This window comes from Staphylococcus sp. GDY8P47P (genome assembly GCF_016892225.1).
GTDB classification, from domain to species: Bacteria; Bacillota; Bacilli; order Staphylococcales; family Staphylococcaceae; genus Staphylococcus; species Staphylococcus borealis.
The window spans coordinates 1-14,417 of the sequence record NZ_JAFENV010000024.1 but is presented as its reverse complement, the minus strand read 5'-3'; the positions used below and the strand labels follow the sequence as shown (position 1 = coordinate 14,417).

Below are 14,417 nucleotides of genomic sequence, written 5' to 3'. Positions count from 1 at the left end.
TTAATTGAACAATGTTGCACTGCGTTTGAGAAACTATAGATGGATTAGATTTAGAGGTGTATGAATCAATGGATAACATGTATGAGCAAAAACAAATGCCACATAACAATGAAGCTGAACAATCTGTCTTAGGTGCAATTATTTTAGATCCACAATTGATTAATTCGACTCAGGAAGTGCTTCTTCCTGAGTCCTTTTATAGAGGTGCCCACCAACACATCTTCAGAGCGATGATGAATCTGAATGAAGATGGTGATGAAATTGATGTCGTAACGTTAATGGATCAATTAACTAAAGAAGGTACATTAAGTGAGGCTGGTGGTCCTCAATATTTAGCGGAACTCTCAAATAATGTACCAACGACACGTAATATTCAGTACTACACAAATATCGTTTCAAATCATGCATTGAAGCGCAGATTAATTCAAACTGCGGATAGCATTGCGAATGATGGTTATGATAATGAACTCGAATTAGATGCGATTTTAAGTGATGCAGAGCGACGCATTCTTGAACTATCATCTAATCGACAAAGTGATGGATTTAAGGATATTAGAGATGTATTAGGGCAAGTTTATGAAACAGCTGAAGAACTCGATCAAAATAGTGGTCAAACACCGGGTATCCCTACCGGATATCGCGATTTAGATCAAATGACAGCTGGGTTCAACCGAAATGATTTAATTATTTTAGCAGCCCGTCCTTCAGTAGGTAAGACTGCCTTCGCTCTTAATATTGCGCAAAAGGTAGCGACACATGAAGGTAATTATACTGTTGGTATTTTCTCACTCGAAATGGGGGCAGACCAATTAGCAACACGTATGATTTGTAGTTCTGGTAATGTGGACTCTAACCGATTACGTACAGGTACGATGACAGAAGAAGACTGGAATCGATTTACAATTGCAGTCGGTAAATTATCACGTACCAAAATTTTTATCGATGATACACCTGGTATTCGAATTACAGACTTACGTTCTAAATGCCGTCGTTTAAAACAAGAGCACGGTTTAGATATGATTGTGATTGACTACTTACAGTTAATTCAAGGTAGTGGTTCTCGTGCTTCTGATAACAGACAACAAGAAGTATCTGAGATTTCACGTACATTAAAAGCGATTGCGCGTGAATTAGAATGTCCTGTTATCGCACTAAGTCAGTTATCTCGTGGTGTGGAACAACGTCAAGATAAACGACCAATGATGAGTGATATTCGTGAATCTGGTTCTATCGAGCAAGATGCTGATATCGTTGCCTTCTTATATCGTGATGATTATTATAATCGTGGCGAGGGTGAGGATGATGACGCAGGTTTTGAACCACAATCAAATGATGAAAATGGCGAAATTGAAATCATTATCGCTAAACAACGTAATGGTCCGACAGGGACTGTGAAGCTACACTTTATGAAACAATATAATAAATTTACAGACATTGATTATGCACATGCAGACATGTCATAAAAATATTTTTTGCCGTACATTAAAATTTTTAGGAACTTAAATGTACGGTTTTTATTTTGTTTTGGCAATGATTATTAAACGTAAGTATGTATAATGATTTTTGATAAAAAGAACTTTAATACGCTTAATATCAACGTTTTAAAAGATTTATTGAATAGAATAATATTCAAGTAATGACGTGATATGTCTTAAATTTAATGTTCGATTTTTATTTGCATTATAAGGTTCGTATTGATAGAATACTTAATGGTTAATTGAGAAAACTTTGGAGGTGCTCACATGTCATCAATCGTAGTTGTTGGGACACAATGGGGAGACGAAGGTAAAGGTAAAATTACAGATTTCTTAGCAGAACAAGCAGATGTTATTGCGCGCTTTTCAGGAGGTAATAACGCAGGTCATACGATTCAATTTGGTGGAGAAACTTATAAATTACATTTAGTACCATCAGGCATTTTTTACAAAGATAAATTAGCAGTGATTGGTAACGGCGTTGTTGTAGATCCAGTTGCATTATTAAAAGAGTTAGACGCTTTAAATGAACGTGGTGTATCTACTTCAAACTTACGTATTTCTAACCGTGCGCAAGTCATTCTTCCATATCACTTAGCACAAGATGAATATGAAGAACGTCGTCGTGGCGATAATAAAATCGGTACGACTAAAAAAGGTATCGGACCAGCTTATGTTGATAAAGCACAACGTATTGGTATCCGCATGGCTGACTTATTAGAAAAAGAAACATTCGAAAGACGTTTAAAAGAAAACATTGAAGTTAAAAATGCATATTTCAAAGGTATGTTTAATGAAACTTGCCCACGTTTCGATGAAATCTTTGATGAATACTATGCTGCAGGTCAACGTCTAAAAGAATTTGTTACGGATACTTCTAAAATTTTAGACGATGCATTTGTAGCTGAAGAAAAAGTTTTATTTGAAGGTGCACAAGGTGTCATGTTAGATATTGACCACGGTACATATCCTTTCGTAACTTCAAGTAACCCTGTTGCAGGTAACGTAACAGTTGGTACAGGTGTAGGCCCAACTTTCGTATCTAAAGTGATTGGTGTATGTAAAGCATATACTTCTCGTGTAGGTGACGGTCCATTCCCTACAGAATTATTTGATGAAGATGGACATCATATTAGAGAGGTTGGTCGTGAATACGGTACAACAACAGGACGTCCACGTCGTGTAGGTTGGTTTGACTCAGTTGTCTTACGTCACTCTCGTCGTGTTAGCGGTATTACAGACTTATCTATTAACTCTATCGACGTGCTTACAGGTCTTGATACAGTGAAGATTTGTACTGCATATGAATTAGATGGAGAAGAAATTACAGAATATCCAGCTAACCTTGATCAATTACGTCGTTGTAAACCAATCTTTGAAGAATTACCAGGATGGAAAGAAGATATCACTGGTTGCCGTACATTGGAAGAATTACCAGGCAATGCACGTAAATACTTAGAACGCATTTCTGAATTATGTAATGTACGTATTTCAATCTTCTCAGTAGGTCCAGACCGTGACCAAACAAATTTATTAGAACAATTGTGGTAAGAAAAGGTGCGAAGAAAAGGTGTGGAAGTGAGCGTTTAGGTTTTGAGCAGAATCGAAAAGTGAGCAAAACTGTTTTTCAAGTTTTGTAGAGCTTTGAGAATTTCTGCCGAAAAATCTGCTCACTGAAACCCGATTATCAAAAAAAGGTGTGGAAGTGAGCGTTTAGGTTTTGAGCAGAATCGAAAAGTGAGCAAAACTGTTTTTCAAGTTTTGTAGAGCTTTGAGAATTTCTGCCGAAAAACCTGCTCACTGAAACCCGTTCATCATTCCGGAGATACCATTTATTTTTGTAGGCATTGATTCGTTCAGTGCCTATTTTTTATACAAATATGAGTGTAAAAAGATTATAAAATGGTACATATTTTATCTTAAAACCATTGTTACAATAATGCTTTTCTAAAAATTAAGGGATTTATAAAAAAATATTAAAATTATGTAAAAAATGTCTTGTCTTCAAAATAAAGCCTGTGCTATAATCTATCTTGTGCTTAAGAACGGCTCCTTGGTCAAGCGGTTAAGACACCGCCCTTTCACGGCGGTAACACGGGTTCGAGTCCCGTAGGAGTCACCATTTTTTAGGTCTCGTAGTGTAGCGGTTAACACGCCTGCCTGTCACGCAGGAGATCGCGGGTTCGATTCCCGTCGAGACCGTATTGCTTATCCAAAAGGATAGGCATTTTTTTATGCCTTCATCATGCTATTTATCATATATTATTTTTAATCCCTTTTTGAAATCTTTTCCCAAAAAATCAATACAAACTAAATCAAAATATTGTAAGACATTCATTTGCATTACAAATAGATGACGTCGCAACAGAATCTTAATATTCACCATCGGTTTAAAATAGAACGCTTGCTACACAACCATTGAGTCGTATTATCTTTCTGTAATAATCCGTTGAATAGGCGTCACTACGACTTTTGTCCCGTATTCAAAGGGTTCAACTTATTTGTAATATTAAATTAGAGTGGTAAACTTTAAACGAATATTATTCTATAATTTTAAATATGAAAATAGAATTACATGAATATTAATGGTAAATTATATAGTAGATTAATATGCGCTATAAACTTATTAAAACGCATCAAATCACAGTTTAATCTTTACTAATTTATAAGAATGAATATTGAAATATAGAACTATAATTTGAGAAATGAGGTTTATAGATATGGCAAGAAAAGTAGTTGTTGTCGATGACGAAAAGCCAATTGCGGACATCTTAGAATTTAATTTGAAAAAAGAAGGTTATGATGTTTACTGTGCCTATGATGGTAATGATGCAGTAGATTTAATATATGAAGAAGAACCAGATATCGTACTATTAGACATCATGTTACCTGGTCGTGACGGTATGGAAGTGTGCCGTGAAGTACGTAAGAAATTCGAAATGCCTATTATTATGTTAACAGCGAAAGACTCTGAAATTGATAAAGTATTAGGCCTTGAACTGGGGGCAGATGACTATGTTACGAAACCGTTCAGTACACGTGAATTAATCGCACGTGTGAAAGCGAACTTACGTCGTCATTATTCTCAGCCAGCGCAAGAGGTAAGTGGTACGACAAATGAAATTACAATCAAAGATATTGTGATTTATCCAGACGCTTACTCTATTAAGAAGCGCGGGGAAGATATTGAATTGACACACAGAGAGTTTGAACTATTCCACTATCTTTCTAAACATATGGGTCAAGTGATGACACGTGAACATTTATTACAAACTGTGTGGGGCTATGATTACTTTGGTGACGTGCGTACAGTTGACGTAACGATTCGTCGTTTACGTGAGAAGATTGAAGACGATCCTTCACACCCTGAGTATATTGTGACACGTAGAGGCGTTGGATACTTCCTCCAACAACACGATTAGGAGTTTGCGACTATGAAGTGGCTGAAACAGTTACAATCCCTTCACACCAAGCTCGTTATTGTTTATGTGTTATTGATTATTATTGGAATGCAGATTATCGGTCTGTATTTCACTAATAGTTTAGAAAAAGAACTGACAAATAACTTCATGAAGAATATTAAGCAATATGCGACACAGCTTGAAGTTAATATTGAGCGGATATATAGAGATGATCCATCTAACGCTCAAAAAGAAGTTCAAAGTTTATTAAATGAGTATGCCAACCGTCAAGAAATTGAAGAAATTCGTTTTATTGATAAAGATCAAATCATAATGGCTACAGCGAAGGTATCATCACATAATATGATTAATCAAAAGGTAAATGATAACTCCGTTCAAAAAGCCTTATCGCTAGGTGAATCTAATAGTCATAATGTCTTGAAAGACTATGGCAGCGGTAAAGAACGAATTTGGATTTACAATTTGCCAGTCAAAAATGGCAATGAGACGATTGGTAATATTTACATAGAATCGAATATCAATGATGTCTATAATCAGTTGAACAACATCAACCAAATCTTCATTATTGGTACTGCGATTTCCCTATTCATTACAGTGATACTTGGTTTCTTTATCGCAAGGACGATTACAAGGCCGATTACAGATATGCGTAATCAGACGGTAGAGATGTCTAAAGGTAATTACACACAACGCGTTAAGATATATGGTAATGACGAAATCGGTGAATTAGCTTTAGCCTTCAATAACCTGTCTAAGCGTGTTCAAGAAGCACAAGCAAATACTGAGAGTGAGAAACGTCGATTAGACTCAGTTATCACACATATGAGTGACGGTATTATCGCAACAGACCGACGTGGTCGTGTACGTATCGTCAATGACATGGCCATCAAAATGTTAGGTATGGCTAAAGAAGACTTAATTGGCTACTATATGCTTAGTGTATTGAATTTAGAAGATGAGTTCTCATTAGATGAAATTCAAGAGAATAACGATAGCTTCTTATTAGATATGAATGAAGAGGAAGGGATTATCGCGCGTGTGAATTTCAGTACAATTGTTCAAGAAACTGGATTTGTGACGGGTTACATAGCGGTATTACATGATGTTACTGAGCAACAACAAGTTGAACGTGAACGTCGTGAATTCGTTGCAAACGTATCACACGAATTGCGTACACCTTTAACTTCTATGAACAGTTATATAGAGGCACTTGAAGAAGGTGCTTGGAAAGATGACAATTTAGCACCATCATTCTTATCTGTTACACGTGAAGAGACAGAACGAATGATTCGTCTTGTTAATGATTTACTTCAATTATCGAAAATGGATAACGAATCTGAACAAATTACGAAAGAAATTGTCGACTTTAACATGTTCATCAATAAGATTATTAATCGTCATGAAATGGCAGCAAAAGACACGACATTTGTACGTGAAATTCCATCTGAAACGATCTTCACAGAAATCGATCCAGATAAGATGACGCAAGTGTTTGATAACGTCATTACGAATGCGATGAAATACTCTCGTGGTGAAAAACGCGTCGAGTTCCACGTGAAACAGAATGCGTTATATAATCGTATGACGATTCGTATTAAAGATAATGGTATCGGTATCCCGATTAACAAAGTGGATAAAATCTTTGATCGTTTCTATCGTGTAGACAAAGCGCGTACACGTAAAATGGGTGGTACTGGTTTAGGACTAGCCATTTCGAAAGAGATTGTAGAAGCACACAATGGACGTATTTGGGCAAACAGTGTTGAAGGACAAGGTACATCGATATTTATTACACTTCCATGTGAAGTTATAGACGACGGTGATTGGGATGAAGAGTAAAGAACATATTAAATCGATTATTCTTTTCCTATTAGTCATGATGAGTGTGGTACTAACGTTTATGGTATGGAATTTCTCGCCAGACTTGAATAACATCGATAGTACAGATAGTAAAAAGAGCAATACTAAGACAATCGGCAAGCCCATGTCTGCCAATATCGAAAATGTCATAGCGCCGTATCAAATTGTAGAAGTTAAAGGCGATAAAGTGAAAGGTTTGGCACCTTCTCGAGCGCAGTTGTCTCAAGTCATAGGTACATTGAAAAATCACGAAGTCAGTAAAGTGGAACACATTCAACGAGATTATAATTTAAATATCCCTATGTTAAATGACCACCACTTTACTGTACTGGATTTCACTTATGATATGCCTTTAACAACGTACTTAGGCCAAGTGTTAAATTCATCAGCGAAAGTACCAAAAAATTTCAAATTTAATCGAATCATCGTTAGCCAAAACCCTAAAGGTAATTTAGAGTTGTTTGCGATTAGCGAAGACCGTCATGAAGTTATGAAAGTAACGATGACTGCAAAGGCAAATCACTTTATTAAAGTGATGGATCATTTAAATAATGAAATGCAGAAATATTCAGAAGTGATTACGAATAAAGATACGATTGATAAAGCGACACATATATTCGCACCAAGTCATCCGAAAGATATGCGTTCATACCGTATGGTTTATGATACGATTCCAGTCGAAACGATGAATGCGATTTTATTTGATGACTCAGTGATTATCCGAAGCGGTAAGAGTGGTTCGACGACGTATAATAACAACACTGGTGTAGCGAACTATAATGATGAAAGTAAAAAATATCATTATAAAAATTTATCTGAAGATGAATCGAGTTCGAGTGATATGGACTCAACCATTCCAAGCACATTTGAATATATTAATGGGCATGGTGGCTTCTTTAACGATGATTTCCGTCTGTTCAATACAGATAATTCATCCGGTGAATTAACGTATCAACTCTTCCTCAATGGCTATCCAACATTTAATGATCAGCAATTAAATGATATTGAAGTGACTTGGGGAGACAAAGGTATTTATGATTATAAACGCGCTTTATTACGTTCTAGTGTACCTTTAGAGGGTGAAACGAAGTCACTGGATAGTGTTGAAAGTGTGCGTTCTTCATTGGCAAATAATCATAACCTAGATTTTGAAAAGGTTACGAATATGGTCATTGGCTATAAAGAGGATGATCGACCTGATAAAGATGATATAGAAGTGCAGCGTAATAGTGAGCTTGTGCCAACGTGGTATATTCAATACGATGGCGATTGGTATGCTTATGAGGATGGGAGGCTTGAATAAATGAATTGGAAACGAACGAAGACATTGTTTATTTTCGTATTTATTCTAGTCAATATCCTGCTTGTATTGATTTACGTGAATAAGGTTACGAAGTCTCAAATCAATGAATCCGAAAGTGATAATGAAGTTAAATTTCAACAAGAAGAAATTAAAATTTCGAATGATCTGCTAAATAAAGATGTGAGTGGTACGAAGATGCAGATGATTACGGCTAAGTCTAAAGACTTTAAAAGTTATGCGAAAGGTAAGTCCTCATTAGAAACGGAGGATTCAGGTAATACGTTAACAGGTGAGATCGATAGTACGGTTAATGTGAGTGATAGTAATTTAAGTGATTTAAAAGGCTATATCATGAGCAACATTTACAATGGTAAGATGTATCAACTTGGCGATGTTTCGTCTAATGCTGTGACATACGAGCAGACGTATGAAGGTTATCCTTTGATGAATAATAACAAAGCACGTTTACGTTTTAATGTAAATGATGGTAAAGCGACAAGTTATGAGCAATCTGCAATGAATAAGATTGAACCTGCGAAGAGTGATAATAATCCTAAGAAACAGGTCATTACACCACGTAAAGCGATTGAAACGTTATACTTTAACCGTTACTTAAAATCAGGCGATGAAGTGTTGGATGCACGATTAGGATATTACTCTGTTGTGAGAGAAACGAACGTGCAGTTGTTGCAAGCAAACTGGGAAATTAAAGTGAAGCATAAAGGTAAGGAAGATGTGAAGACCTATTATGTTGAAGCGACATCATCAAATCCTAAAGTGATTGATAACTAGGGAGCAGGAAGAATAGTAAGTGTGTGGGGCTACGATGGTCTCATGCACTTATTTTATTTATATGTGTGAGTGTTGTACATAAACAAGGGATTGGAACTTTAATTTTTGTATTGGTATAGTATAATATAAAGGTATTTTAGAGGACTGGAATGTTTCGAATGATATGGTTTGTTCGAAACTTCATTTTTTTAATTAAAGGGTGCAGAATATAAGAAATTAGACTGAAGGCACTCTAAAATATAGTGTAAGTTGTCGGAAGTAGAAAGGATGAGTCGCTTGATACGAATGAGTGTATTGGCGAGTGGTAGTACAGGGAATGCCACTTATGTTGAAAGTGATAAAGGCAGTCTATTAGTAGATGTTGGACTCACTGGCAAGAAGATGGAAGCGTTATTTAGTCAAATTGATAGAAATATAAAAGATTTAAACGGCATTCTAGTTACTCATGAACATAGTGACCATATTAAAGGTTTGGGTGTACTTGCGCGTAAATATGGTTTACCGATTTATGCGAATGAAAATACTTGGAAAGCAATAGAGAAGAAGGATAGTAAAATTCCAATGGATCAAAAATTCATTTTTAATCCGTATGAAACAAAATCAATTGCAGGTTTTGATATTGAATCATTTAATGTATCGCATGATGCGATTGATCCACAGTTTTACATTTTCCATAACAATTATAAGAAATTTACTATAATCACAGATACAGGCTATGTTTCAGATAGAATGAAAGGTATGATTCAAGGTAGTGATGCTTTTATGTTCGAGAGTAATCATGATGTGGATATGTTACGTATGTGTCGCTATCCTTGGAAGACGAAGCAACGTATTTTAAGTGATATGGGGCATGTGTCTAATGAAGATGCAGGACTAGCGATGACGGACGTGATTACAGGTAATACGAAACGTATCTATCTTTCACATTTATCACAAGATAACAATATGAAAGATTTAGCACGTATGAGTGTTGGACAAGTATTAAATGAACATGATATAGATACTGAAAAAGAAGTGCTATTATGTGATACAGATAAAGCACAAGCTACACCGATATATACATTGTAATTAATTAGACGAACAACCTACTTATAAACTTAGTATTTGTAAGTAGGTTGTTTTTTATGTATTGAGTTAATTATCTAATAATTTGGACTATACATGATTATTCAAAATGAACCTTATTATAACAAGATTTAGCTTAAATCTGTGAATAAATATTTAAGACTTACTTAAAGTTATCCCCAAAATGAGGGTGAGTTATCCACTTTTGTGTATAATACACACAGAAATACTCACATTATTCACAGACTTATCCACATATATACAAGGATAATCACATGAAATAGGGATATTTTAAAAGATTTTCCCGTAATTCGTATACATTACTGTTATAATTAGAGGGAATTCTGTTAACAAGTTGATAACTTGTGGATAAGTAGGATAACTATTAACATCTATGGAGGATTTTATGAAGATAACAATCTTAGCTGTGGGTAAATTAAAAGAAAAATATTGGAAACAGGCTATATCAGAATATGAAAAAAGATTAGGTGCATATTCCAAAATTGAAATTATTGAAGTACCCGATGAAAAAGCACCTGAAAATATGAGCGATAAAGAAATAGAACAAGTGAAAGAAAAAGAAGGTCAACGCTTATTAGCTAAAATAAAGCCGCAAGCTACAGTCATCACTTTAGAAATACAAGGTAAAATGTTGTCCTCAGAAGGTTTAGCTGAGGAAATGCAACGACGCATGACACAAGGACAAAGTGACTTCGTCTTTGTGATTGGCGGATCAAACGGATTACATAAAGACGTCTTAAAACGCAGTAACTACGCACTCTCATTCAGTAAAATGACATTCCCACATCAAATGATGCGCGTCGTCTTAATCGAACAAGTATACAGAGCATTTAAGATCATGCGCGGAGAAGCATATCACAAATAAAACTAAAAAATAGATTGTGTATAGTATAAAAGGAAGGGATTTATATTAAAATTTTGACAATAAAATGTAAGCGCTCTAAAATAAAAAATTAACTCGTACGTATAAGTGGACAAGAAGGGAGTTTTATAATGAAAGATAAAATATTAGGAACTTTATATGGCCAAGCTATTGGAGACGCTTTAGGTATGCCTTCAGAATTATGGAATCGCAACAAAATTAAAGATTTTTTTGGGAAAATCACAACTTTTTTAGATGGTCCTTATGAAAATAAGGTAGCCAGAAATTTCACCAAAGGACAGTTTACAGATGATACTGCACAATCACTACTAATCATTGATGCACTAAATAAAAATCATTTTGAACCTTCAAAAAAAATCATAGCAGACGAATTGATTGAATGGGCCAATGCTACAAACGCATTTAAAAATAATATTCTTGGCCCAAGTTCTAAAGCAGCTTTAACTGCAATAATACAAGGAGAAGATTCCCAATTCTATACAAAAAATGCATTAACTAATGGGTCGGCTATGAGAATTGCTCCTATTGGTACTTTATTTTCTAAAGATCAAAAAGTAGAGCTTGTAAATTATGTTAAGGAAATTAGTGAAGCTACTCACACAAGTGATGTTGCAATAGCCGGAGCTAGTATGATTGCTTATGCAGTAACATTGGCAGCGGAAGATAAGAATTGGAAAGAAATTATAGAAGGCGTTTTGGATATTCACGATATAGCTATTAAAGAAGGAGAACAAACTTTTTCTGCATCAATAGCAGAAAGATTAAAATTAGCAGTTCAGTTTGCCAATCATTTCGAAAGTGAGGAGGAATATTCGCTCTGGCTTTATGATGTGATAGGATGCGGAACATCATTAACTGAATCGGTCCCCACTGCTTTGGCAATTGCTTATTTTTGTAAAGACCCCAATAAATGCGCAATTTTTTGTGCGAATATCGGTGGGGATACTGACACAATTGGCGCTATGGCAACTGCTATATCGGGAGCTAAATACGGATATAGTAATTTTAAAAAACTTTGGATAGAGACTATCGACAAACACAATAGTGTGAACTTAGAACAATATGCAACTACGCTCGAAAAAAATAAGATGTTATAAAAAATGGAGGTGTTCGTTATGGAAAAAGAAGAAGTCTTTCTTCCTGAAAGTGAAAAAAACGGGAAACCTATCGACTTATTTTTTATATGGTTTGCAGCCAATCTAGGTATTCTCGGGATAGTTTATGGCGCTGTCATAGTAAGTTACGGATTGAGCTTTTTACAATCAATTTTGATTGCTATAATAGGTCCGTTATCCTTTGTTCTAGTTGGTTATATAAGTGTAGCTGGTAAAGATAGTGGAGCTACAACTTTTATGCTCTCAAGAGCACCATTTGGATTTAAAGGCAATCATATACCTGCTTTAATTGGCTGGGTAGGTCAAGTTGGTTGGTTATCTGTTAATGTTTCTACAGGAACTTTAACTCTTCTGGCTTTATTTAGTACTTTTGGTTTTAAGACTAGTACATTTCTAATTTTGATGAGTTTAGCGATTTTTGCTGGGCTAGTTATTATATCTGTTCTTTTTTCACAAAAAATACTTGTATCAGTACAAACATTTTTCACATATGTATTTGGTGCATTAACCTTATTAGTTATAACAATTTTAATTACTAATACTGATTGGAACGCCCTTTTTTCTATGAAATCTGGGTCTTGGCTTAAAGATTTTCTACCTGCATTAGCCTTTGTAATAGTAGGAACTGGATTGACTTGGACTAACGCAGCTGCAGATTATAGCCGTTTTCAAAAAAAATCGAACAGTTCTTTATCAATAATCACTAGTGTTACAGCTGGCGCGTTTATCCCTTTATTTATCATTATAAGTACTGGAATTTTATTAGCTACTTCAGAGCCACAATTAGCAAATGCAGAAAATCCAATCTTACTAATTAGCGAAGTACTACCAAATTGGATGACAGTAATTTACTTAATATCTGCTTTAGGTGGCCTTACTCCTATGTGTTTTTTAGGTTTAAAGTCCTCAAGATTAATTATGAGTACTTTTGATTTGAAAGTAAAAAATTCTACAGTTATTATTATTCATTCAATTATTATTATTGCCATTCCTATTTATGTCTTAGTAGTTTCCAGAAATTTTCTCGCTTTTTTTGAAATGTTTTTAGGAGTTTTGGGTATTGGATTAGCTGCTTGGAGTGCAATTTTCATTGTTGATTATGCAACATTGAGAAAAAATATAGGTTATGAAAAAAAATTAGTTTACGATCCCCAGTATAATAGTCTGAATATTAAAACAGTAATGGTCTGGAGTATAGCAGTAATAGCAGGTGCATTAATAAACATTTTTACTTCTTCAAGTTTTGATATAATTGTAACATTTATGGTTAGCGGATTTTTATACTATATATTTAATATTTCTTTAAATACTCACAGAAAGAAGGCTAAAAAATGAAAAGTTCATCAAGAGAATATAAACAGATTAATAGCCAAAAAAAGGTTTTGGTGATCGGCAGTGCTGTTATTGATGTGATTTTAAATGTTGATAGTATACCAAGTAGTGGATCGGACGAATTTGCCTACTCTGAGAAGACAATAGTAGGTGGTTGCGCATATAATGTAGGCGATATACTTAGTCAGTTCAAAGCTAATTATGATTTGATGGTGCCCGTTGGCGATGGTCCTAATGGAACAATTATTAAAAATAAGTTAAAAAAAGAAGGCAAAACTTCATTATTAAATAATATATTAGGAGATAATGGTTGGACGTTATGTATCGTTGAAAATAATGGAGAACGCACTTTTTTAACGATGCCCGGAGTTGAAATGACATGGAAAAAGAATTGGTTTAAAGAAATTGACCTTAATAAGTATGATTATATTTATGTGTCAGGTTATTCTTTTGAACATCCTTCAGACGAAGTTTTATTAGAAGAATTTAGTCGTTTAAACGAGAAAACTACAATTATTTTTGACCCCTCACCAAGGATTAATAAAATGAACTGTGAAAGTATAAGGAAGTTGCTTGAAATAAACACAATAGTACATGCCAACGAGGATGAAATATTACAATTGAGTAGTGAGAATCATGTGAAAGATGCGGCATTAGAAGTAAGTAAACAGACTAATCAACCTGTGATAGTTACGTTAGGCAACGAAGGTACTCTTATAGCAAATAAGTGTAAAGTTAAGATTTTAGAGGGGGAAAATGTTCCTATAACTGATACTATAGGCGCTGGTGATTCACACACAGCAGCTTTTATAGCAGGTTTGCTAGATAACCAAAGTATTGAAAAAGCTTGTATATGGGGAAACGAAGTAGCATCTAAAATTGTGCAAGAACGAGGTGGAAATACGGATATATTCAATCCTATAGATGAAGAATATTAAATTTGTCTCACGCTTACTATCTTCAACAGTTGTTGTATTTTAGCTTTAGGCTTATAAACTATTTAAAAGAAGGTTCTGTTGCAAAGTAAAAAATATAGCCAACCACTAATTTATCATGTCAGTGTTCGCTTAACTTGCTAGCATGATGCTAATTTCGTGGCATGGCGAAAATCCGTAGATCTGAAGAGATCTGCGGTTCTTTTTATATAGA

Annotated in this window: 11 protein-coding genes, 2 tRNA genes and 1 pseudogene; 13 read left to right on the top strand and 1 reads right to left on the bottom strand. The window is 34.8% G+C overall.

Going from position 1 to position 14,417, the window contains the following annotated elements; genetic code table 11:
* The first annotated feature begins 68 nt into the window (after nt 1-68).
* The 13 genes from dnaB (at nt 69) to JVV30_RS09875 (ending at nt 14,206) form a co-directional block, all read left to right on the top strand.
* Entirely contained in the window at nt 69-1,463 is a 1,395-nt protein-coding gene (gene dnaB, locus JVV30_RS09935; protein ID WP_053030337.1) for a replicative DNA helicase, read from the top strand.
* A gap of 279 nt (nt 1,464-1,742) precedes the next feature.
* Nucleotides 1,743-3,026, top strand: a complete 1,284-nt coding sequence (locus JVV30_RS09930) for an adenylosuccinate synthase (protein WP_204194120.1) — start codon at nt 1,743-1,745, stop codon at nt 3,024-3,026.
* 496 nt (nt 3,027-3,522) lie between these two features.
* Nucleotides 3,523-3,597, top strand: a tRNA-Glu gene (locus JVV30_RS09925).
* Nucleotides 3,598-3,604: 7 nt separating this feature from the next.
* A tRNA-Asp gene (locus tag JVV30_RS09920) sits at nt 3,605-3,677 on the top strand.
* 518 nt (nt 3,678-4,195) lie between these two features.
* Nucleotides 4,196-4,897 (top strand): response regulator YycF, encoded by a 702-nt coding sequence (gene yycF / locus JVV30_RS09915; RefSeq protein ID WP_011274375.1) that lies wholly within the window; start codon nt 4,196-4,198, stop codon nt 4,895-4,897.
* 12 nt (nt 4,898-4,909) lie between these two features.
* On the top strand, nt 4,910-6,736 hold the full coding sequence (walK, locus tag JVV30_RS09910) for a cell wall metabolism sensor histidine kinase WalK (RefSeq protein WP_204194117.1): 1,827 nt from the start codon (nt 4,910-4,912) through the stop codon (nt 6,734-6,736).
* Entirely contained in the window at nt 6,726-8,060 is a 1,335-nt protein-coding gene (locus JVV30_RS09905; protein WP_053030341.1) for a YycH family regulatory protein, read from the top strand. The genes walK and JVV30_RS09905 overlap by 11 nt, the downstream gene beginning before the upstream one ends.
* Nucleotides 8,061-8,852, top strand: coding sequence for a two-component system regulatory protein YycI (locus tag JVV30_RS09900; RefSeq protein ID WP_204194113.1), 792 nt, complete (start codon nt 8,061-8,063; stop codon nt 8,850-8,852). It abuts the gene before it with no gap.
* Nucleotides 8,853-9,119: 267 nt separating this feature from the next.
* Nucleotides 9,120-9,920 carry an MBL fold metallo-hydrolase gene (locus JVV30_RS09895; protein ID WP_053030343.1) on the top strand — a complete coding sequence of 267 codons (801 nt, stop codon included), beginning with the start codon at nt 9,120-9,122 and terminating at the stop codon, nt 9,918-9,920.
* A 403-nt stretch (nt 9,921-10,323) separates the two neighbouring features.
* Entirely contained in the window at nt 10,324-10,803 is a 480-nt protein-coding gene (rlmH, locus tag JVV30_RS09890) for a 23S rRNA (pseudouridine(1915)-N(3))-methyltransferase RlmH (protein ID WP_204194111.1), read from the top strand.
* 128 nt (nt 10,804-10,931) lie between these two features.
* Nucleotides 10,932-11,918 carry an ADP-ribosylglycohydrolase family protein gene (locus JVV30_RS09885; protein WP_000653291.1) on the top strand — a complete coding sequence of 329 codons (987 nt, stop codon included), beginning with the start codon at nt 10,932-10,934 and terminating at the stop codon, nt 11,916-11,918.
* An 18-nt stretch (nt 11,919-11,936) separates the two neighbouring features.
* Nucleotides 11,937-13,271, top strand: a complete 1,335-nt coding sequence (locus tag JVV30_RS09880; protein WP_017175607.1) for a purine-cytosine permease family protein — start codon at nt 11,937-11,939, stop codon at nt 13,269-13,271.
* Nucleotides 13,268-14,206 carry a PfkB family carbohydrate kinase gene (locus tag JVV30_RS09875; RefSeq protein ID WP_193839843.1) on the top strand — a complete coding sequence of 313 codons (939 nt, stop codon included), beginning with the start codon at nt 13,268-13,270 and terminating at the stop codon, nt 14,204-14,206. Before JVV30_RS09880 ends, JVV30_RS09875 begins: the two co-directional genes overlap by 4 nt.
* A gap of 129 nt (nt 14,207-14,335) precedes the next feature.
* On the opposite strand, the pseudogene JVV30_RS09870 reads toward JVV30_RS09875, so the two are convergent.
* Nucleotides 14,336-14,417 (bottom strand): annotated as a pseudogene (locus tag JVV30_RS09870) (IS6 family transposase); the annotation flags it as partial.

Coding starts and splice junctions, on each gene's coding strand:
- dnaB (WP_053030337.1), top strand. CDS start 69: ATGGATAACATGTATGAGCAAAAACAAATGCCACATAACAATGAAGCT.
- JVV30_RS09930 (WP_204194120.1), top strand. CDS start 1,743: ATGTCATCAATCGTAGTTGTTGGGACACAATGGGGAGACGAAGGTAAA.
- yycF (WP_011274375.1), top strand. CDS start 4,196: ATGGCAAGAAAAGTAGTTGTTGTCGATGACGAAAAGCCAATTGCGGAC.
- walK (WP_204194117.1), top strand. CDS start 4,910: ATGAAGTGGCTGAAACAGTTACAATCCCTTCACACCAAGCTCGTTATT.
- JVV30_RS09905 (WP_053030341.1), top strand. CDS start 6,726: ATGAAGAGTAAAGAACATATTAAATCGATTATTCTTTTCCTATTAGTC.
- JVV30_RS09900 (WP_204194113.1), top strand. CDS start 8,061: ATGAATTGGAAACGAACGAAGACATTGTTTATTTTCGTATTTATTCTA.
- JVV30_RS09895 (WP_053030343.1), top strand. CDS start 9,120: ATGAGTCGCTTGATACGAATGAGTGTATTGGCGAGTGGTAGTACAGGG.
- rlmH (WP_204194111.1), top strand. CDS start 10,324: ATGAAGATAACAATCTTAGCTGTGGGTAAATTAAAAGAAAAATATTGG.
- JVV30_RS09885 (WP_000653291.1), top strand. CDS start 10,932: ATGAAAGATAAAATATTAGGAACTTTATATGGCCAAGCTATTGGAGAC.
- JVV30_RS09880 (WP_017175607.1), top strand. CDS start 11,937: ATGGAAAAAGAAGAAGTCTTTCTTCCTGAAAGTGAAAAAAACGGGAAA.
- JVV30_RS09875 (WP_193839843.1), top strand. CDS start 13,268: ATGAAAAGTTCATCAAGAGAATATAAACAGATTAATAGCCAAAAAAAG.